General features: G+C 46.7%; 14 protein-coding genes and 2 tRNA genes. 5 read left to right on the forward strand and 11 right to left on the reverse strand.

Annotation, left to right across the window (positions count from 1 at the left end; genetic code table 11):
* Positions 1 to 89: 89 nt before the first annotated feature.
* From KUA46_RS13550 to KUA46_RS13590, 9 genes are all read right to left on the reverse strand, one after another.
* Positions 90 to 590, reverse strand: a complete 501-nt coding sequence (locus KUA46_RS13550; RefSeq protein ID WP_022120786.1) for a hypothetical protein — start codon at positions 588 to 590, stop codon at positions 90 to 92.
* Entirely contained in the window at positions 580 to 1,095 is a 516-nt protein-coding gene (locus KUA46_RS13555) for an RNA polymerase sigma factor (RefSeq protein ID WP_117587637.1), read from the reverse strand. The genes KUA46_RS13550 and KUA46_RS13555 overlap by 11 nt, the downstream gene beginning before the upstream one ends.
* A gap of 113 nt (positions 1,096 to 1,208) precedes the next feature.
* On the reverse strand, positions 1,209 to 1,979 hold the full coding sequence (argB, locus tag KUA46_RS13560) for an acetylglutamate kinase (RefSeq protein WP_218487304.1): 771 nt from the start codon (positions 1,977 to 1,979) through the stop codon (positions 1,209 to 1,211).
* A gap of 81 nt (positions 1,980 to 2,060) precedes the next feature.
* The gene (speA, locus tag KUA46_RS13565) at positions 2,061 to 3,953 is read right to left on the reverse strand and encodes a biosynthetic arginine decarboxylase (RefSeq protein ID WP_117695298.1); all 1,893 of its coding nucleotides are present in this window, start codon (positions 3,951 to 3,953) and stop codon (positions 2,061 to 2,063) included.
* A 63-nt stretch (positions 3,954 to 4,016) separates the two neighbouring features.
* Positions 4,017 to 4,544 carry a shikimate kinase gene (locus KUA46_RS13570; protein ID WP_006849199.1) on the reverse strand — a complete coding sequence of 176 codons (528 nt, stop codon included), beginning with the start codon at positions 4,542 to 4,544 and terminating at the stop codon, positions 4,017 to 4,019.
* A 31-nt stretch (positions 4,545 to 4,575) separates the two neighbouring features.
* Complete coding sequence (topA, locus tag KUA46_RS13575; RefSeq protein ID WP_117695295.1) at positions 4,576 to 6,906, reverse strand: type I DNA topoisomerase; 2,331 nt, start codon at positions 6,904 to 6,906, stop codon at positions 4,576 to 4,578.
* A 125-nt stretch (positions 6,907 to 7,031) separates the two neighbouring features.
* A complete protein-coding gene (locus tag KUA46_RS13580) occupies positions 7,032 to 7,559 on the reverse strand; it encodes an NUDIX hydrolase (RefSeq protein WP_006849196.1) in 528 nt (175 codons plus the stop codon).
* Positions 7,560 to 7,677: 118 nt separating this feature from the next.
* Complete coding sequence (locus KUA46_RS13585) at positions 7,678 to 9,132, reverse strand: sialate O-acetylesterase (protein ID WP_218487305.1); 1,455 nt, start codon at positions 9,130 to 9,132, stop codon at positions 7,678 to 7,680.
* Between the two features lie 193 nt (positions 9,133 to 9,325).
* Positions 9,326 to 10,504, reverse strand: coding sequence for a TlpA disulfide reductase family protein (locus tag KUA46_RS13590; RefSeq protein WP_022120778.1), 1,179 nt, complete (start codon positions 10,502 to 10,504; stop codon positions 9,326 to 9,328).
* Positions 10,505 to 10,700: 196 nt separating this feature from the next.
* Between KUA46_RS13590 and pnp the strand changes: the two genes are divergently transcribed.
* The gene (gene pnp, locus KUA46_RS13595) at positions 10,701 to 13,019 is read left to right on the forward strand and encodes a polyribonucleotide nucleotidyltransferase (RefSeq protein WP_022120777.1); all 2,319 of its coding nucleotides are present in this window, start codon (positions 10,701 to 10,703) and stop codon (positions 13,017 to 13,019) included.
* Positions 13,020 to 13,202: 183 nt separating this feature from the next.
* On the opposite strand, the gene KUA46_RS13600 is transcribed toward pnp, so the two are convergent.
* Positions 13,203 to 13,276, reverse strand: a tRNA-Asn gene (locus KUA46_RS13600).
* A gap of 50 nt (positions 13,277 to 13,326) precedes the next feature.
* Positions 13,327 to 13,400 (reverse strand) — tRNA-Asn (locus KUA46_RS13605).
* Positions 13,401 to 13,673: 273 nt separating this feature from the next.
* Between KUA46_RS13605 and KUA46_RS13610 the strand changes: the two genes are divergently transcribed.
* From KUA46_RS13610 to infB, 4 genes are all read left to right on the forward strand, one after another.
* Positions 13,674 to 15,338 (forward strand): S41 family peptidase, encoded by a 1,665-nt coding sequence (locus KUA46_RS13610; RefSeq protein ID WP_218487306.1) that lies wholly within the window; start codon positions 13,674 to 13,676, stop codon positions 15,336 to 15,338.
* Between the two features lie 153 nt (positions 15,339 to 15,491).
* The gene (gene rimP / locus KUA46_RS13615) at positions 15,492 to 15,959 is read left to right on the forward strand and encodes a ribosome assembly cofactor RimP (RefSeq protein WP_006849190.1); all 468 of its coding nucleotides are present in this window, start codon (positions 15,492 to 15,494) and stop codon (positions 15,957 to 15,959) included.
* A gap of 3 nt (positions 15,960 to 15,962) precedes the next feature.
* Positions 15,963 to 17,225: a transcription termination factor NusA gene (nusA, locus tag KUA46_RS13620; RefSeq protein WP_022120775.1), complete on the forward strand. Its 1,263-nt coding sequence runs from the start codon at positions 15,963 to 15,965 to the stop codon at positions 17,223 to 17,225.
* Between the two features lie 61 nt (positions 17,226 to 17,286).
* Positions 17,287 to 20,130 carry a translation initiation factor IF-2 gene (gene infB / locus KUA46_RS13625; protein WP_022120774.1) on the forward strand — a complete coding sequence of 948 codons (2,844 nt, stop codon included), beginning with the start codon at positions 17,287 to 17,289 and terminating at the stop codon, positions 20,128 to 20,130.
* Positions 20,131 to 20,212 lie beyond the last annotated feature (82 nt).

A 20,212-nucleotide genomic window follows, 5' to 3' on the forward strand; every position in this document is an offset into this window, starting at 1 on the left:
TTATGAAAAATTTGAGAGAATTGAAACTTCACAGCTTCAGAATTGTTTTACTAAACATGATTTTTTTATAGAGAAAGCATAGAAATAATCTACTTTAATAACGTTGGAGACGTTGTTGGAGTGCTTACCTGATCGATGCCTGTGCGTTGCATAGAATCAACCGAAGCAGAATCTCCCATGGCTACGGACACGCCCTTGCCACTCTTGATGTATCCTACGTTTTCAACAGAATCAATGTCATTGCTCTGGAAAGGAACCTGAACTGCATTGCCCAATGTCAGGATGATTGCTACCACGGCAGCAGCCTTGAAGAGAGGCTTCAGGCGCTCTGTCAAAGAAATCACCTTTGCCTTGTTAGGCTTCTTGGTGTATTCGTCCTCAATCATCGCCATCATCTTCTGGTCGAAGTCATCACCCAGCGCCTCTTGCTTAGCCTCGCCCATCTCGTAAGAGAAGAGCGCTTGGTATGGCTTCAGCTCGGCAGGCAACTCGTCCTGGCTGAAGAATGCGCGGAGAATCTCCTCTTCTTCGAGAGAAGTCTCGCCCTTCCAGTAGCGATCCAAAAGTTGGTTGATGTACTTATAATCCATATCTGTCGAATTGTTGAAATCTTTGTTTGACTGTTTGACGAGCCCTGAAGATGTTCACCTTGACCTGGTCTTCCGTGATGCAGAGGATGTCTGCTATTTCCTTGTAGGATTTTCCTTCGATGTCTCGAAGTTGCAGACAGCTGCGCTGCTTTTCAGGCAACTCGTCGATAATATTCCTTACGATGTCCAGTTTGTCTTTCTGAATCATCCTTTCGGAGGGGGTAGAAGTGTTTTCGTCTAACCTTTCTGTATTCTGCTCTTCCAGCGAATCATTCTGATTTTCCATCTTCTTGATGCGGTCGAGCGAGAGGTTGCGGGCGATGGTGAGGCTGTATGCCTCGATGGAGTCAAGTTCCTGCCATCTGTCGCGGGCGTTCCAGACTTTAATCAGCGTATCCTGCACAACGTCTTCCGCTTCCTCCCGGTTGAGAGTAATGCGAAGGGCCAGCCTGAAGAGTTTGTTCTTCAGCGGCAAAACATCGTTTTGGAAACTGATTTCTTTCATCCCTCTATAATTAATGACGACTATGTTATAAGAAAGTTACAACCAATCTTGATTTATTTCTATTTTTAACTCTTGTTAAGAAAAAAGGTGATGGATTCTTCACTCTTCGTTCTTCACTTAATCACCGTTCCGTGCTTTCCGTCGATGGCGGTAGCAAGGGTGATAATCACCTCTTTCACACCAGCATCTATGGCTGCAAGGGCATTCTCCAACTTAGGAATCATGCCGCCTGCCACGGTACCATCTGCTTTATATCTCTCAAAATCGGCATGGGTGATCACTGGAATCACGCTGTCGTCATCCTCAGGATTACTGAGCACGCCTTTCTTTTCAAAACTATATATCAATGTCACATCGTAGTAAGGCGCCAAAGCCTTGGCAGTCTCGCTGGCTATGGTGTCGGCATTGGTGTTGAGAATATTGCCCTTGCCGTCATGGGTCAATGGAGCCATCACTGGAGTAATACCTTCATTAATCAGGGTTTGGAGCATCTTGCCGTTGGCACGCTCTACATCGCCCACGAATCCGAAGTCGATACCGTCCTTCAACGGACGCTTGTGACTGTGGATTACGTCCATATCAGCACCGGTCAGACCGAGAGCATTCACGCCGTTAGCCTGGAGCTTGGCAACCAGGCTCTTGTTGACCAGACCGCCATAAACCATTGTTACCACTTCCAGCATGTCTGCATCAGTGATGCGGCGACCGTTTACCATCTTGCTCTCTATGCCGAGGGCTGAGGCTACTTTAGTGGCACGGCGGCCACCGCCATGTACCAATACTTTCTTGCCGGGAATGGCTGCAAAATCCTTCAAGAGCTGTGCCAGCTGCTCGCTGTCTTCAACGATGGCACCGCCTACCTTTACTACTGTTACTTTTTCCATCTTTAAGTTTAGTTTATAGTTAATAGTTAATAGTTTATAGGGCAATCTTGCTGTAAACTATTAACTATCAACTGTTAATTCTTACTGAAGATATGTGTATCCGAAGAGACCATTTCTATAGGTGCCCAGGAATTCCTTGCCCTCATCGAGCGAAATCTTACCTTCCTTCACACTCTTGGTTACCCACTGCTCCAACTGGCGGACGAGCTTCTTCGGATTGTACTGTACGTAATCCAATACCTCCTCTACGGTCTCGCCATCGAATATCTGGTCGATGCAATATTTGCCGTCCTTTACTGAGATGTGGGCAGCATTAGTGTCGCCGAAGAGATTGTGCATGTCGCCCAGAATCTCCTGGTAGGCACCAACGAGGAATACACCGAGATAATATGGCTCGTTCTTCTTCAATGGATGAAGAGGAAGAACGTTGCCGATATGTCCGTCGGTAACGAAGTTGGCAATCTTTCCATCGCTGTCGCAGGTGATGTCCTGCAAGGTGGCGTTGCGGGTAGGACGCTCGTTCAGACGCTGGATAGGCATGATAGGGAAGAGCTGGTCGATAGCCCAACTGTCTGGCAGGCTCTGGAACAGAGAGAAGTTGCAGAAATACTTGTCGGCAAGAATCTTATCCAATCCTCTGAGCTCCTCAGGTACATGCTTCATGTGCTTTGCAAGATTGTTGATCTCGTGGCACACGCTCCAGTACATTGCCTCAATCTCTGCACGGGTCTTCAGATCTACGATGCCGTGAGAGAAGAGCTGCAAGGCCTCTTCGCGAATCTGCTCGGCATCATGCCAGTCTTCCAGCATGTTGCGAGGATTCAGATTGTCCCATATCTCATAAAGATCCTTCACCAGCTGGTGGTCAGTCTCCTTCGCCTCAAACTCCTCAGGCATCTCTGGCAGGGAAGCTGTCTCCAAGACATCGATAACCAAGACTGAGTGATGGGCAGAGAGCGAACGGCCGCTCTCGGTGATGAGGTTAGGGTGCTCGATATTGCTCTTGTTGGCCGCATCTACGAATGTATAGACACAGTCGTTTACATACTCCTGGATAGAGTAGTTTACGGAGCTCTCGCTGCTTGAAGAGCGGGTGCCGTCGTAATCTACACCGAGTCCGCCGCCGCAATCTACGAAATCTACATTGTAGCCCATCTTGTGGAGGCTAATATAGAACTGGGCTGCCTCACGGAGAGCAGTCTGAATGCGGCGAATCTTGGTAATCTGACTTCCGATATGGAAGTGGATAAGGCGCAGACAGTCGTGGAATCCCATCTCGTCTATCTTCTTGAGGGCTGTGAGCAGTTCTGCGCTGGTCAAGCCGAACTTAGATGCATCGCCGCCGCTTTCAGCCCATTTGCCTGAACCTGAAGAAGCCAGTTTGATGCGGATACCGATGTTTGGCTTTACGTTGAGCTTTTTGGCTACCTTTTCGATGATATCCAGCTCATTGAGCTTTTCTACTACGATAAAGATGCGCTTGCCCATCTTCTGAGCCAGCAAGGCAAGTTCGATGTAGCTCTCGTCCTTGTAGCCGTTACAGATGATGAGCGAGTCGCTCTGTGCCTGTACGGCGATAACGGCGTGGAGTTCAGGCTTAGAGCCAGCCTCCAGTCCGAGGTTGAACTTCTTGCCGTGAGAGATAATCTCCTCAACGACCGGCTGCATCTGGTTCACCTTAATAGGATAGATGACAAAGTTTTCTCCCTTGTATCCATACTCTTCCTTTGCCTTTTGAAAACAGCTGGCTGTCTTCTCGATGCGGTTGTCGAGGATGTCTGGGAAACGGAGCAGTACGGGAGCGTTGATGTCGCGTAATGCCAACTCGTCCATGATGTCGCGCAGGTCTATCTGTGTGTTGTCCTTGCATGGAGTTACATAGACATCACCCTTGTCGTTGATGCCAAAGTAAGAAGTACCCCAACCACAGATGTTGTAGAGCTCCTTCGAGTCTTCAATAGTCCATTTCTTCATTTTCTAATCTTGCTTGCTGGAAATCAGTTTTGTTTGTTACCTTTATTATTTTATTAGATACGGCTATATGTTCAGCAGGTCTCTGATCTGCTGAACAATAGCGTTGATTTTATCATAATTGTCCATCACGTTGATATCGATGATGTGTTTTGCCTTCTCGTAGTAAGGCTCGCGAAGTTTCAGCTGCTCATGGATAAACTTGTCTACCTCTTCCGGTGTTTTGTTGAGCAGCAGAGGGCGTACGCCTTTGCCCATCTTCAGATGAGCGTGAAGGGTTTCTGGAGATGCCTTCAGGTAAAACGTTTCGCCAAGTTGGTTCATGTAGTCCATGTTGTCGAAGAAACATGGTGTTCCTCCTCCGCAACTTACCACTACATTTTCAAACTCTGCCACTTCGTGTAGCATATTGTGCTCTATCTTGCGAAATCCCTCTTCTCCAACTTCGTCGAAGATCTGTTTAACGGTCTTGCGCATTCGGCTCTCGATATACCAGTCGAGATCGTAGAACATAACGCCAAGGTCTTTGGCGAGGGCTTTGCCGACCGTTGTCTTGCCGGCGCCCATGTATCCTATGATGATGATTGACTTCATTTTCTTCTGTTTCTATGTCAATGAGGCATGTTTATGATTTCTTTCTGCCTCTAGCCTTTGGTTCTGGAGCAGCTTTGATAATTTCCATACACTCCTCGTATGTAAGCTCCTCTGCACTCTCATGTTTTGCCTTTGGAATGCGGTAATTTTTGCCGTCGTAAGCAATGTATGGACCATACTTGCCATTGAGAATTTCCATCTTATCGTCCTCATCGAAAACTTTGAGATGGCGCTTCTCTTCAGCTTCGCGCTTTTCCTTGATCAGTTCGATGGCTCTATCCAGGGTGATGGTCAGCGGATCATCCTCCTTAGGAATAGAAACATACTTGCGGTTATGGAGAATGTAAGGGCCGTAGCGACCAGAGCCAACTGTTACAGTAATGCCTTCATAATCACCGAGTTCTCTTGGCAGCTTGAAGAGTTCCAAAGCCTCTTCCAGGGTGATGGTTTCTATGCTCTTGTCTGATGGCAACTGGGCAAACTGAGGCTTGTCCTTATCCTCAGCAGAACCAATTTGTACCACTGGTCCAAAACGGCCAATCTTGACGAATACTGGCTTTCCTGTCTTTGGATCATTTCCGAGATTGCGCTCGCCGGCTTTGTGCTGGTTGCGGGCTTCCAGGACTTCCTTCACTTCAGGCTCAAAGCCCTTGTCGAAATCCTTCATCCAGTTGGTCCATTCGGTCTTTCCTTCTGCAATATCATCAAACTTCTTCTCTACGTCTGCCGTAAAGTTGTAGTTCATGATGTTCGGGAAGTTCTCCATCAGGAAATCGTTTACTACGATGCCAATATCAGTAGGCAGAAGCTTGCCCTTTTCAGAGCCTGCCATCTCTTTCTTCAACTTCTGGGTTATCTTGATGCCCTTCAGGGAATCTATGGTAAATGTGCGCTCTTCACCCGTCTTGTCACCCTTTACCACGTATTGACGCTGCTGGATGGTACTGATGGTTGGAGCATAGGTAGATGGACGGCCGATGCCGAGATCTTCCAGTTTCTTCACCAGACTGGCCTCTGTGTATCTTGCAGGAGCCAGAGAATACTTCTCTGTAGCAAGGATTTCTCTGCGCTGCAATTCATCGCCTTCTTTCAGGGCAGGAAGAATGTGGGAAGAATCCTCAGCATGCTCTTCATCGTCGGTTGACTCAAGATAAACCTTGAGGAAACCATCGAATGAAACAACCTCGCCGGTAGCAACAAACTTTTCGCTTGTGTTGCCGATATTGATGTTGATGGTTGTCTTTTCAAGTTGTGCGTCAGCCATCTGAGATGCGATGGTACGCTTCCAGATGAGTTCGTAAAGGCGCTTCTCCTGAGCGGTTCCTTCGATGGTTGGTTCATTCATATATGTAGGACGGATAGCCTCGTGCGCTTCCTGTGCACCCTTTGAACTGGTGTGGTAGGCACGAGTCTGGCTGTATTCCTTGCCATATTCTCTGATAATCTCATCTTTGCTGGCATTGGAACAGAGCGTAGAGAGGTTTACGCTATCGGTTCGCATGTAAGTGATGCGTCCGCTTTCGTAAAGTTTCTGGGCTATCATCATGGTCTGTACAACGGTGAAACCAAGCTTGCGTGCTGCCTCCTGTTGCAGAGTAGAAGTAGTGAAAGGTGGTGCAGGAGAACGCTTTAAAGGCTTTTTGGTTACAGATTCAACCATAAACTTAGCGTCTTTACACTTCTCAAGGAAAGCTTCAACCTCTTCGTGGGTATTGAAACGCTGGTCCAGTTCTGCCTTTACCTCTGTTGCATTGCCGCTGTCGCTGATCAGGGCGAAAATAGCGGTAACGCGATAGTATGGAACACTCTGGAACTTCTGGATTTCACGCTCACGTTCTACTATCAGACGGACAGCAACACTCTGTACACGACCTGCAGAAAGGGCTGGCTTAACCTTTCTCCACAAGATAGGAGAAAGCTTGAAACCTACCAGTCGGTCGAGTACACGACGTGCCTGCTGGGCATTCACCAGGTTCATGTCCAGATGGCGTGGGTTCTTGATTGCGTCAAGAATAGCCTGTTTGGTAATCTCGTGGAAGACAATACGGTTTGTCTTCTCCTCATCCAATCCCAGTACTTCGCAAAGGTGCCAGCTGATGGCTTCTCCCTCGCGGTCCTCATCGGATGCTAACCAGATTTTTTTGGCTTTCTTCGCATTCGTTTTCAATTCTGTAACGAGTTTTTTCTTTTCCTCTGGAATCTCATAATCAGGTTCCATGGTTTTCTCGTTTATACTAAGTTCCTTCTTCTTCAGGTCACGGATATGACCGTAAGAAGACATAACCTTATAGTCCTTACCTAAAAACTCTTCGATCTTTTTAGCCTTCGCAGGGCTCTCGACGATTACTAAATTCTCTTGCATAAGCTTATACACAATTTTTTTCGGTTGGCAAAAGTAAGTAAACTTTTTGCTTATACCTTATTATATGGTGTTTTTTTTGTTTTTTTTAATGTTTGGGAGCCATATTTGGCTGTATTGAACCCTTTTTACCCCAATTTTGTTTCCAAATAACGATGGAGCCCCTTGCGTATGGAATCGAATGCAAACTCATCAGGATTGAGTCTGCTCAATGGTATCCAGAATGATTCTTCTGCATCGTCCATTGCTTCTATATGAGTGTCGTCTTTCACCTTCACTTCATAGAACATATCGAGGGTATGAACCATGAAACCTGAGTAAAGGTAGAGATTTGGGTAGCTGAACTGATACTTAACCTCAGTTGCATCCAGTCCGGTTTCCTCTTTTACCTCTCTTGCCATACCTTCTTCACCTGTTTCATCCATGTCAACAAAACCGCCTGGCAAATCGAGTGCCCCCTTGGCTGGGTCTTTCTTGCGCCTTACTGCCAGAAGCTCTTCCTTACTGTTGAGTATGAGAGCTACCGTAGCACTGCTTGGATTGAGGTAATAAGAGAATCCGCAGTCCTTACACTTCTTGCTCTTGATGTTGTTGATTTCGAAATGGTTAGAGCCGCAAACCGGGCAAAACTGAAATTTATCTAATACGTGACTCATATTATGATTAATGTATAATGATTGATGTTTAATGGAAAAGGATTTATCATCATGTTATAATCGAAAAGCGGCCGGTCTTTGACTGCTGAACAAAGATCGGCCGCTGGTTATCTGATATTTACCAATTATCTGTACGGAATGGGAAGAGAGGCAGGTTGCCTGCATTTGCCATATTGCCGAGCTGGAAGTTGCGGAAACAGTAGCGAAGGGCTACTGGTTTCTTTACCTCAGGACTGGTTACGATGACGCACTCATTCCAAGGATCGTTGCCTTCCTGCCAGAAGTGCTTGGCTGTAGCCTTATGGAATACCTTATCTTCGCCTGCAACTTCGAAACCTTCGATACCTTCAAAGCGGTTGTAGGCTCCGTAGGTGTTGTCGAAATGTACCTTTACAGTATCACCTACAATCTTCATCTCCTTGAAGGTCATGCTCTCGCTGAAGAGTCCCTTCATGCCATAGGTCTTGCTGAGTGCCTGGAGTGCAAGTCGTTCGCCTACAGGCTGTTTCTGACATGGATGAATCTGCTCAACCTCGTATGGGTAAACCAGGTCTTCGGTACAGACGATGCCGCTGTTTGGAATCACCTTGGCTGCATTGAACTGCTGTTCACGGAGCTTAGGTCCCCAATCGCCATTTACGTCGCCATTATGATAAGGTGCAATCTGTACGAAATAGAATGGCAGTTCGCCCTGCTTGAAGTCTCTGCGCCACTGGGCAACGAGGTCGGCAAGACGTTTGGTATACTGGCCGTCCGGGTCGCCCACGTTAGAACATCCCTGATAGAAGAGAATACCCTTTACGCTATAGTTGAGGATAGGGTGGAAAGTTCCGTTACCCCAGAGAAGAGGGTAGAGGAAATCCCACTTAAACTTAGGGTTCTTGGTCATCTTTACAGAGTCGAGATCTTCCTTGGTGTTCTTCTTCAGGTAGTCGCGGTCGAGCCAGCTTTCTACACGGCTTCCACCCTTGTTTGCCATGACCAGACCTACCGGAATATCAAGAGTCTTGTTTATTACCTGTGCAAAGAAGTATCCTGTAGCAGATGCATCGCCTACGGTTTCCGGGTTAACCTCCTTCCATTCGCAGTTGGCATCATCTAACGGCTTACTGCTCATTACGCTAGGAATCTTTACGTAATGTACGCCTTTGTACTGGTTTGCTTCGAGCACCGCCTTGTTGTAACCTTCTACAGGGCAGTTGCCGAATCCTTTTACAGGCATCTCCATGTTGCTCTGACCTGCACAAACCCATACTTCTCCTGCCAGCACATTGTTGAGAGTGGTCTTTTCGCCATCATCGAAAGTGATGGAGAGTGGGGTGTAGCTCGCCTTCGGGGTTTGTACTTTGATAGCCCATTTGCCATCCTTTCCGGTCTTGGCAGAATATTTCTGCCCAGACCATGAGGTGGTTACCTCTATTGTGGTTCCTGGTTTGTCCCATCCCCAGAGGCTAGCCTCTGTGTTTTGCTGTAAAATCATGTTGTCACCCAAGATGTGTGGCAACTTTACTTTAGCCTGTGCTCCAGTTGTGATAAGCGCCAAGGCTGCCATTGCTAAAAATTTCTTATTCATTTTTTAGGGTTTAAAAGTTTATTGTTTTTTTGTTCTTAAGTTCCTTGTATGGTTCGTATTCTGATATTGCCATCTATGTTATCATGAAAGCAGATACAGAACTGACGTTAAAGAATAAGAGTTAGAAGCTGGAAGATGAAAAGCCGAAACTGTTCTCTCCAAACTTCTAACTCCTGGTTATCTTCTGGTTATCTTAAAGAAGGTTCTTGATGGCTGCCTCTATGTCCTTAATCTGTGCATCACGTGCCTGCAGGGTGTTGGTGCGGTCGATCAGGAAGAAGGTAGGAATGCTCTGGACATTGTAGAGAGCCAGACTCTTGCCCTGAATGCCATCTTCATCGCGTACGCAAATCCAAGGGATGGCAGCGGTAGAGGTCTTCCAGAAGTGCTCGTCAGGGTCTACTGATACCTGATAAATCTCCAGTCCGGCAGCATGATACTTGTTGTAGAGTTCACGCAACATCATGATGCGCTTGGTGCTCTCTTTGCTGGCGAAGAGATGGAAGTCGAGCAGTACCACCTTGCCCTTGAGGTCGGAGAGACGGCGTACCTGCCCCTTGTTGTCCTGAAGTGCAAGTTCGATGCATCCGTTTACGCTCACCTTGCTGGCCTCAATCTGCTGCTGTGCCATCTGGTTCTCGATGATGCGGATGTCTTTCATTCCCTCGATGGCGATATTGTGGAGGTTCTTGCCACGCTCAGCGCCAGGATAGTAGGTATCCCAACTGGTTGCTACGGCAGCAAATACCTTCACGTCGTCTTTGTTGTTGCGAGGGTTGAAGATAAGTGTATTCACATTGCCCAACTGTACCGTTTGGAAGAGCGCATAGTAAGCGTATGCCTTCATTGGCTCCTTGAAGATGTAGTTGGTCTTGATGTCCTGTTTGTAAGCCTGGAGCATGCGGCCTACGATGGATTCGATAGAATCGTTGCCGATGTTAGGATCTTTCACGAGCCCGTTGATATTGCTCTGGAGAGTCATCTGCTTAAGAGACAACTCCTTGATCTTGTTGCAGTTTTCAGAACCTTCCACTTCGTATTTGAAGCTCATCTGCGGATAAGCCGCCTTTACCTTGACGGTTTCTGTAGAATCGATGGAAAGATTGATGGTTTGGTTGGCGATGCGTAAGCGGTAGAACTCTGGGGTAACAGAGTCCATGGCAGCCTCGTCGAAGGCAAAGGCGCCATCCTCGCCCAGTTTCACAGAGTCGATTTTCACAGGACCGTTCAGGCTGATGTTCTCCAGATAGAGCATAGAGTCCTGAGCCTCTGTGATATTGCCGTTGATGTGGAATTTCTTGTTGTTACAAGAAGTCAAAGCCAGTGCAGCTACCATAATCGCTGCCACTGAAAAGAGTCTAGTTATCTTCATGAATTTTATTATTTTGCAAAATTATCGAGTGCAAAGATAGTAATAAAATTGCGAATAATGCACCTTCTATAGATAAATTATTTAAAAAAGTGGAAAATAATTGCTGATTTATTTGTTTATTAATAATTAAAGAGGTATCTTTGCAGCGTTTTAGATATTTTAGATGTTAGACAAAACAATAAGTTTTTTAATTTAGATGAACGTAATTACAAAAAGTGTTCAGTTGCCTGATGGAAGAACCATCACAATTGAGACCGGAAAAGTTGCAAAACAGGCTGATGGTGCTGCGGTTCTCCGCATGGGTAACACAGTGCTTCTCGCAACTGTTTGTGCAGCAAAGGATGCAGTTCCGGGTACAGATTTCATGCCTTTGCAAGTAGATTATCGTGAGCAGTACAGTGCTGCAGGTCGTTTCCCTGGTGGTTTCACCAAGCGCGAAGGCAAAGCCAGCGATGAGGAAATCCTTACCTCTCGTCTTGTGGACCGTGCTTTGCGTCCACTTTTCCCTTCTAACTACCATGCAGAAGTTTACGTACAGGTAATGTTGCTCTCAGCCGATGGTGTTGACCAGCCAGATGCCCTCGCAGGTTTCGCTGCTTCAGCTGCCATGGCTTGTTCAGATATTCCTTTCGAGTACTATATCTCTGAGGTTCGTGTAGCTCGTATCAATGGTGAGTATGTTGTTAACCCTACATTCCAGCAGATGGAAGAGGCAGACATGGATATCATGGTTGGTGCTACCAAGGACAATATCATGATGGTAGAAGGTGAGATGAAGGAAGTTTCTGAGCAGGATCTCATTGGTGCCCTCAAGGTGGCTGCCGAGGCTATCAAGCCTATGTGCGAGCTCCAGTATGAGTTGGCTAAGGAGAAGGGTACTGACGTGAAGCGTGAGTACGACCATGAGATCAACGATGAGGAACTCCGTGAGCAGATTAAGTCTGAGCTTTACAAGCCAGCTTATGATATCAACCACCAGGCTTTGGAGAAGCATGCACGTCAGGATGCTTTCGACAAGGTTTTGGCTGATTTCCTCGAGAAGTATGACGCTGCTCATACCGATCTTTCTGAGGAGGACTTGGAGGAGAAGCACGCTGAGGCTACCCGTTACTATGATGACGTAATGCGCGATGCTATGCGCCGTTGCATCCTCGATGAGGGCTTGCGCCTTGATGGCCGTGCTACTACAGAAATCCGCCCTATCTGGTGCGAGGTATCTCCACTCCCAATGCCTCACGGAAGCGCTATCTTCCAGCGTGGTGAGACAATGTCTCTCTCTACATGTACGCTCGGTACCAAGATGGACGAGAAGCTTATCGACGGTGTGCTCGAGAAGAGCTACCAGCGCTTCCTCCTTCACTATAACTTCCCTCCATTCTCAACAGGTGAGGCTAAGGCTCAGCGCGGCGTAGGCCGTCGTGAGATTGGTCACGGTCACTTGGCATGGCGTGGTTTGAAGGGCCAGATTCCTACAGACTTCCCTTACACAGTACGTTTGGTAAGCCAGATCTTGGAGTCTAACGGTTCTTCTTCTATGGCTACTGTTTGTGCCGGTACTCTCGCCCTGATGGATGCAGGTGTTCCTATGAAGAAGCCAGTTTCTGGTATCGCTATGGGTCTTATCAAGAACCCAGGTGAGGACAAGTACGCTATCCTCAGTGATATCCTTGGTGATGAGGACCACTTGGGTGATATGGACTTCAAGACCACTGGTACCCGCGATGGCTTGACTGCTACACAGATGGATATCAAGTGCGACGGTTTGAGCTTCGAGATTCTTGAGGAGGCTTTGATGCAGGCTAAGGCTGGTCGTGAGCACATCCTCAACTGCATGATGGAGACAATCTCTGAGCCACGTGCTGAGATGAAGCCACAGGTTCCACGTATCGTAGCATTCGATATCCCTAAGGAGTTCATCGGTGCTGTTATCGGCCCTGGTGGTAAGATTATCCAGCAGATGCAGGAGGATACTGGTGCTACTATCACTATCGAGGAGACTGATGGTAAGGGTCACGTCCAGGTATCTGCTCCTAACAAGGATTCTATCGATGCAGCTTTGGCTAAGATCAAGGCTATCGTAGCTGTTCCTGAGGTTGGTGAGGTTTACGAGGGTACTGTTCGCTCTATCATGCCTTACGGTTGCTTCGTAGAGATTCTCCCTGGTAAAGATGGTTTGCTCCACATCTCTGAGATTGATTGGAAGCGTCTTGAGACAGTTGAAGAGGCTGGCATCAAGGAAGGCGACAAGATCAAGGTGAAGTTGATGGAGATTGATCCTAAGACTGGCAAGTACAAACTTTCTCATCGTGTATTGATGGAGAAGCCAGAGGGTTATGTAGAGCGTGAGCGTCGTCCACGTCCTGAGCGCGGTGAGCGTCGCGGTCGTCGTGATGATCGTCATGAAGGTCGTGGTGAGCGTCCAGCTCGTCAGCCACGTCGTTACGAGCATCGTAATGATGAGCAGGCTCCTAAGGAGTTCAACGACTCTTTGGATCACAACAATGATGTAGAATAATCTGCGTATTAGACACATTATTATATATAAAGGCACATTCCGCATAGGAATGTGCCTTTTTTGATATTGCTTTCTCTGGTTATTGCCGGATGTAGTATTTGTAAATGGGAATGGAGAATGCAAAGTGGGATAAAATGTGGATAAACAAAAAGAGTCACAAGTAAAACTTGTGACTCTTTTCTGCGCTTCAAGATGGGCTTGAACCAACGACCCCCTGATTAACAGTCAGGTGCTCTAACCAACTGAGCTATTGAAGCAATTTGCTATGAAAGAAGATGAGTTACGAGGCTAACCTGAAACTCTCTTGCGCTTCAAGATGGGCTTGAACCAACGACCCCCTGATTAACAGTCAGGTGCTCTAACCAACTGAGCTATTGAAGCATTTTTTCTGTAAAGAACATGACGTTCCTTATTTGCGTGTGCAAAAGTACTAACTTTTCTTCATTCTGCCAAATTTTTTGCTGACTTTTTTCGCTTTTTCCCTAAAAAAGTGTATTTTTTCTTATCTTTGTGCCACTTTTTGCCTATTTTATGGTGTTTTTCGCAAAGAAATGAGTACTTTTGTGGTCGAAATCTTCTCCCGAGGGCGAATGCCGTGAAGAGGGGGAGGAAATAACCAATAAGTTGAATCATATACAATTAAATAAGGTAACAATGAAAAGAATACTGTTCTCCTTGCTTATGGTGCTCCTGGCAGTTCCTACTTTTGCCCAGGTTGACAAAGATCATGACTTCAAAGCCGCAAAGAATATGGAAATATTCAATGCCATCTACAAAAATCTCGATTTGATGTATGTTGATACGCTCGATGCTGAAGTTGTGGTCGGAAATGGTATCAATGCCATGTTGCGTAGTCTCGACCCTTATACTACCTATTATCCTGAGCAGAAGATGAAGGAACTCAAGAACCTGCTCACCGGCAAGTATGCGGGTGTAGGTGCGGTGATACGCTACAATTTTCAGTTGCAGCGCGTCTGTATCAGCGAGCCTTACGAGAATATGCCTGCTGCAGAAGTGGGACTGAAGAAGGGTGACATCATCCTGAGTATTGATGATGAGGATATGACCAATAAGGAGGTGAGCTATGTCAGCGATCATCTTCGTGGTGACCCGGGTTCTTCTTTCATGCTGAAAGTTAAGCGTCCAAGTACAGGCAAGACGATGAAGGTGAAGGTAACACGCCGTACCATCCAGTTGCCGTTCTTGCCTTATTATGGTATGTTGGAGGGTAGCATCGGTTACATCAACTTCAATTCCTTTACCGAGCAGTCAGCCAAGGAAGTGCGTCGTGCTTTCATCGATTTGAGAAAGCAAGGAGCCAAGAGTCTTGTCTTCGATCTGCGTAATAATGGTGGTGGTTCTGTTACCGAAGCGGTCAGCATCATCAATATGTTCTTGCCTAAAGGTAAGACAGTCTTGGAGATGAAGGGAAAGTTGCAGCGTTCTAATCATGTTTATAAGACCACGGTTGAACCGATAGATTCCGTTATGCCGATGGTGGTATTGGTGAACGAGAATTCTGCCAGTGCCAGTGAAATCATGAGCGGCAGTCTGCAGGATTATGACCGTGCTGTAATATTAGGTACGCGCACGTATGGAAAGGGATTGGTGCAGACTACCATGGATTTGCCTTATAACGGACAGGTGAAACTTACTACTGCTAAATATTTCATTCCTAGCGGTCGGTGCGTTCAGGCACTCAACTATAAGCACGATAAGGGTGGTTATGTGGAGCATGTTCCCGACTCTCTTACCAAGGTGTTCTATACCGCAGGTAGCAGAGAAGTGAGAGATGGAGGTGGCGTGAAGCCGGATGTAGAAGTAAAGCCTGATTCTTTGCCAAACATCGCCTTCTATCTGGCTGGTGCCCGCGACAGTAATGAGGTGATGCTTAATTATGAGGTTGATTATATCGCCAAGCATCCTGCTATTGCTCCTGCGAAGGAATTCTCGCTGACCGATGCCGACTATGATGAATTCAAGACACGCGTGTTGAAGGCTAACTTCCAGTACGACCGTGAAACAGAAAAGTATCTCAAGGACTTGGAAAAACTCGCTAAGTTTGAAGGCTACTACGATGATGCCAAGGCAGAGTTTGAGGCTTTGAAGAAAAAGCTGAGCCATAATGTGGCAAAGGATCTGGATTATAACAAGGATTACATCAAGCATCTGTTGGAAAATGACATCGTTTCTGCCTATTATTTCCAGCGCGGTGCCATCCAGAATTCCATGCGCTATGACAAGCAGATTAAGGAAGCAGTAAAATTGCTGAATTCTCCATCAGAATACGAAAAAATACTGCATCCTGTGAAGAAATAAGTACAAAAACGTGCACAATCGATTAAAAATGTGCACGTTGCGAATAAAAAGTTGCATTTTTTTTGGCTAATCACAAAAATATTTGTAATTTTGCAACGTTCAGTGGAATGAGGGGCTCACAAGAGTTCCTCATTTTATTTTAATAAGGTATATATGATTGATAAAAACGTCGTAAAAAAATTAGTTGAAGAATGGCTCCAAGATAAGGAATATTTCTTGGTAAGCATTGAAATCAGTCCCGACGATAGAATCGTTGTTGAGATTGACCATGCCGATGGAGTATGGATTGAGGATTGTGTTGCCTTGAGTAAGTATATTGAGGATCATTTGAACCGTGACGAGGAAGACTATGAGCTCGAAGTTGGCTCTGCAGGCTTGGGTCAACCGTTCAAAGTTCCGCAGCAGTATATCAATTTCATTGGCAAGGAGGTAGAGGTGCTTGATGCCGACGGCAAGAAGGTGAAGGGTATCTTGAAAGCTGTTGAAGGAAATGACTTCACAGTTGGCGTTGAAGAAAAGGTAAAGGTTGAAGGTAAAAAACGTCCGGTTAAGCAGGAGGTTGATCACGTTTACCAGATGGATAAAGTAAAATATACAAAATACATAATTAGTTTCAATTAAGTTATGGCTAAAAAAGAGCAAGAATTGACAGCGAGTATGATTGATACATTCCGCGAGTTTAAAGAAACAAAGAATATCGACCGTACTACATTGGTAAGTGTATTGGAGGAGAGCTTCCGTAATGTACTTGCCAAGATTTTTGGTAGTGACGAAAACTTTGATGTCATCGTGAACCCTGACAAGGGTGACTTCGAAATTTATCGCAACCGTATAGTTGTTGCTGATGGCGAAGTTGAAGATGAAAATAAGGAAATTACACTTTCTGAGGCTCGTAAGATTGAGCCGGATTACGAGGTTGGTGAGGATGTAAGTGAGACGGTTGACTTCAATAAGTTTGGTCGTCGTGCCATCTTGACTCTTCGTCAGACTTTGGCTTCCAAGATTCTTGAGTTGGAGCATGATTCACTCTACAACAAATACAAGGATCGTGTAGGTCAGGTTATCTCTGGTGAGGTTTATCAGGTTTGGAAGCGCGAGGTTCTGATTGTAGATGATGAGAACAACGAGCTCATGTTGCCTAAGACTGAGCAGATTCCTGGTGATACTTACCGCAAGGGTGAAACTGTTCGTGCGGTCATCCTTCGTGTAGACAACGAGAACAATAATCCAAAGATTATCTTGAGCCGTACTGCTCCAATCTTCCTGCAGCGTCTGTTGGAGGCTGAGGTTCCTGAGATTGCAGACGGTCTGATTGCAATCCGCCGTATCGCCCGTCTTCCGGGAGAGCGTGCTAAGATTGCTGTTGAAACATTCGATGAGCGTATCGACCCGGTTGGCGCATGTGTAGGTGTTAAGGGTAGCCGCGTTCACGGTATCGTTCGCGAACTTTGCAACGAGAATCTCGATGTCATCAACTACTCAAGCAATACCAAACTCTTCATTCAGCGTGCGTTGGCTCCAGCCAAGGTTTCTTCAATCAATGTTGATGATGAGAACAAGAAAGCAGAGGTTTACTTGCAGCCTGAGGAAGTTAGTTTGGCTATCGGCCGTGGCGGTATGAACATCAAACTGGCTTCTATGCTTACAGAATATACCATCGACGTATTCCGTGAGGTAGACGAGAATGAGGCCGATGAGGATATCTACTTGGATGAGTTCTCTGATGAGATTGACCAGTGGGTTATCGATGCTATCAAGGGCATCGGTCTTGATACTGCCAAGCAGGTACTCAATGCACCTCGCAACTTGCTGATTGAGAAGGCCGACCTCGAAGAGGAGACCGTTGATCATGTACTCAGCGTGTTGCGCGCCGAATTCGAACAATAATTCCCTTGCCAGCGAGTGCTTGCAGGGAATCTAACTTTAAAAATAGGAGAATAAATAATTTATGAGCATCAGATTAAATAAAGCACTACGTGAATTAAATATAGGACTTCAGACGGCAGTTGAATTCCTAGAGAAAAGAAAAGACCTGGGAGATGTCAAGGCAGAACCGAGCTTCAAACTCACCGACCAGCAATACAAGGCATTGAATGATGCCTTCAGTCAGGACAGAGAGGTTCGTGATCAGGCTGAGAAACTCTTTACCAAAAAAGCAAAAGATAAGAAGCGTGCGCCAGAGCAGAAGGACAATCGCGCTGAAAGCTTGTTGGAGTCTAATGGACAGCAGCAGTATAAGCCGCTGGGAAAGATTGACTTGGACAATATCGGTAAGAAGCCTGCTGCAGAGTCTGTTGCGGAAAAGCCTGAGACTGCTGCCGTCAGTCCTGAGCAGAAAAAAGACGCTCCTAAGGCTGAGCAAAAGAAGGAACAGAAGCCACAACAGGCTTCTCAGCATAAACAGCAAATGAAACAGGAAAATCATCAGAAATCACAGCAGTCAAACGCTCAGATGAATAAGCAGAATGCTCCTCAGGGAAAGAAAGAGCATCATCATGCTAAGAATGAAACTGCACAGCATTCTGCTGGCGCAGCAGACAACAGCGTGTTTACTCTCAAGAGTGAGAAGAAGTTTACTGCTAATGAGCCTAAGGTGTTGGGCAAGATAGATTTGTCTTCCCTCAACCAGAGCACTCGTCCTAAGAAGAAAACCAAGGAGGAGCGCCGCAAGGAACGTGAGGAGAAAATGGCTCAACAGCACAATGAGCGCAAAAAGCGTGTTCGTATCAACAAAGAACGTGTTGACATCAATGCCGAAGCTAAGAATAATGGCGGAGGTAATGGCAACAACGGCGGTAATAACAAGAAGAACAAAAACCGCAACAGAAATAATAACAATAATAATCGCGGCAATAACAACAACCGCGGCAACCAGCGCCAGATTGAGGTTGATGACGAGGCTGTAGCACGCCAGGTTAAGGAGACTCTTGCACGTTTGACCAGCAAGAGTCAGAACAAGAAGGGTGCTAAGTACCGTAAGGAGAAGCGTGAGGCTGTTCAGGAGAAGTTGCAGGATCAGGCTCGTCAGGAGCAGAAGGAAAGCAAGACCCTGAAACTTACTGAGTTCGTTACCGTTAGCGAGTTGGCTACGATGATGGATATCAGCGTTACTCAGGTTATCTCTACCCTGATGGGTGTAGGTATCATGGTTTCTATCAACCAGCGCCTGGATGCAGAGACCATCAACATGGTAGCTGAGGAGTTCGGTTTCAAGACCGAATACGTGAGTGCCGAGGTTCAGGAGGCCGTGAGCGAGGAAGTGGATGATGAGAACGACTTGGTTCCACGTGCTCCAATCGTAACCGTCATGGGTCACGTTGACCACGGTAAGACCTCTTTGCTCGACTATATTCGCAATACCAATGTGATTGCCGGTGAGGCAGGTGGTATTACCCAGCATATCGGTGCCTATAGTGTGACCCTGAAAAGCGGTCGCAAGGTAACCTTCCTTGATACTCCAGGTCACGAGGCGTTTACCGCCATGCGTGCCCGTGGTGCCCAGGCTACCGATATCGCCATCATCATCATCGCAGCCGATGACTCTGTGATGCCTACTACCAAGGAGGCTATCGCTCATGCTCAGGCTGCCGGTGTGCCTATGGTATTCGCAATCAACAAGATTGATAAGCCAGGTGCTAACCCAGACCGTATCCGTGAGGACTTGGCTAACATGAACCTGCTAGTTGAGGAGTGGGGTGGTAAGTATCAGTGCCAGGAAATCAGTGCCAAGAAGGGTATCGGTGTTCACGATCTGCTCGACAAGGTGCTCCTCGAGGCTGACATGCTCGACTTGAAGGCTAACCCTAACCGCCGTGCTACAGGTACTATCATCGAGTCTTCTCTCGACAAGGGTCGTGGATATGTTTCTACCGTATTGGTTGCCAATGGTACCTTGAAGGTAGGCGACATCGTACTCGCCGGTACTTCTTGGGGTCGTGTCAAGGCGATGTTCAATGAGCGTAATGCCAACATCAAGTCAGCTGCTCCTGCAGAGCCAGCTATCATCCTCGGTTTGAATGGTGCTCCTACTGCAGGTGACCAGTTCCACGTAATCGAGACAGAGCAGGAGGCTCGCGAAATCGCCAACAAGCGTGAGCAACTGCAGCGTGAGCAGGGCTTGCGTACTCAGAAGCGCTTGACCCTGGGTGATATCTCTCACCGTATCGCACGTGGTGAGTTCCATGAGTTGAACGTCATCGTGAAGGGTGATACCGACGGTTCTGTTGAGGCTTTGAGCGACTCATTCATCAAGCTTTCTACCGAGAAGGTTCAGGTGAACGTGGTGAACAAGGCTGTGGGTCAGATTTCAGAGAACGACGTGATGCTGGCATCTGCTTCAGATGCAGTCATCGTTGGTTTCCAGGTTCGTCCATCTGCCGATGCTCGTAAGGCTGCCGACCGTGAGGGTGTTGAAATCAACACATACTCTATCATCTACGATGCTATCGACGATATCAAGAGCGCGATGGTAGGTATGCTCGACAAGGTGAAGAAGGAAATCGTTACCGGTCAGGTTGAGGTTAAGCAGACCTTCAAGATTTCTAAGGTGGGTACTATTGCCGGTGGTCTCGTTACCGAGGGTAAGGTACACGCTAAGGATAAGGCTCGCGTCATCCGTGACGGTATAGTGATCCGTACTGCAGAAATCGGTGCCTTGAAGCGTTACAAGGACGATGTTAAGGAGGTGGTTACCGGTATGGAATGCGGTTTGAGCCTCGTCAACTACAACGATATCCAGGAGGGCGACGTTATCGAGACCTTCACTGAGATCGAGGTAGAGCAGAAATTGTAATATAGCATATATTATATATAATAAGGTAGGGATGAGTCCTCAGCGGCTTATCCCTATTTAGGGTTAAAATAACGAAAGGTTA

The organism is Segatella copri, from assembly GCF_019249765.2.
Lineage (GTDB): Bacteria > Bacteroidota > Bacteroidia > Bacteroidales > Bacteroidaceae > Prevotella > Prevotella copri_K.

Bases quoted from the DNA above. Each gene is read 5' to 3' on its own strand.
- KUA46_RS13550 (WP_022120786.1), bottom strand. From the start codon at position 590: ATGGATTATAAGTACATCAACCAACTTTTGGATCGCTACTGGAAGGGC.
- KUA46_RS13555 (WP_117587637.1), bottom strand. From the start codon at position 1,095: ATGAAAGAAATCAGTTTCCAAAACGATGTTTTGCCGCTGAAGAACAAA.
- argB (WP_218487304.1), bottom strand. From the start codon at position 1,979: ATGGAAAAAGTAACAGTAGTAAAGGTAGGCGGTGCCATCGTTGAAGAC.
- speA (WP_117695298.1), bottom strand. From the start codon at position 3,953: ATGAAGAAATGGACTATTGAAGACTCGAAGGAGCTCTACAACATCTGT.
- KUA46_RS13570 (WP_006849199.1), bottom strand. From the start codon at position 4,544: ATGAAGTCAATCATCATCATAGGATACATGGGCGCCGGCAAGACAACG.
- topA (WP_117695295.1), bottom strand. From the start codon at position 6,906: ATGCAAGAGAATTTAGTAATCGTCGAGAGCCCTGCGAAGGCTAAAAAG.
- KUA46_RS13580 (WP_006849196.1), bottom strand. From the start codon at position 7,559: ATGAGTCACGTATTAGATAAATTTCAGTTTTGCCCGGTTTGCGGCTCT.
- KUA46_RS13585 (WP_218487305.1), bottom strand. From the start codon at position 9,132: ATGAATAAGAAATTTTTAGCAATGGCAGCCTTGGCGCTTATCACAACT.
- KUA46_RS13590 (WP_022120778.1), bottom strand. From the start codon at position 10,504: ATGAAGATAACTAGACTCTTTTCAGTGGCAGCGATTATGGTAGCTGCA.
- pnp (WP_022120777.1), top strand. From the start codon at position 10,701: ATGAACGTAATTACAAAAAGTGTTCAGTTGCCTGATGGAAGAACCATC.
- KUA46_RS13610 (WP_218487306.1), top strand. From the start codon at position 13,674: ATGAAAAGAATACTGTTCTCCTTGCTTATGGTGCTCCTGGCAGTTCCT.
- rimP (WP_006849190.1), top strand. From the start codon at position 15,492: ATGATTGATAAAAACGTCGTAAAAAAATTAGTTGAAGAATGGCTCCAA.
- nusA (WP_022120775.1), top strand. From the start codon at position 15,963: ATGGCTAAAAAAGAGCAAGAATTGACAGCGAGTATGATTGATACATTC.
- infB (WP_022120774.1), top strand. From the start codon at position 17,287: ATGAGCATCAGATTAAATAAAGCACTACGTGAATTAAATATAGGACTT.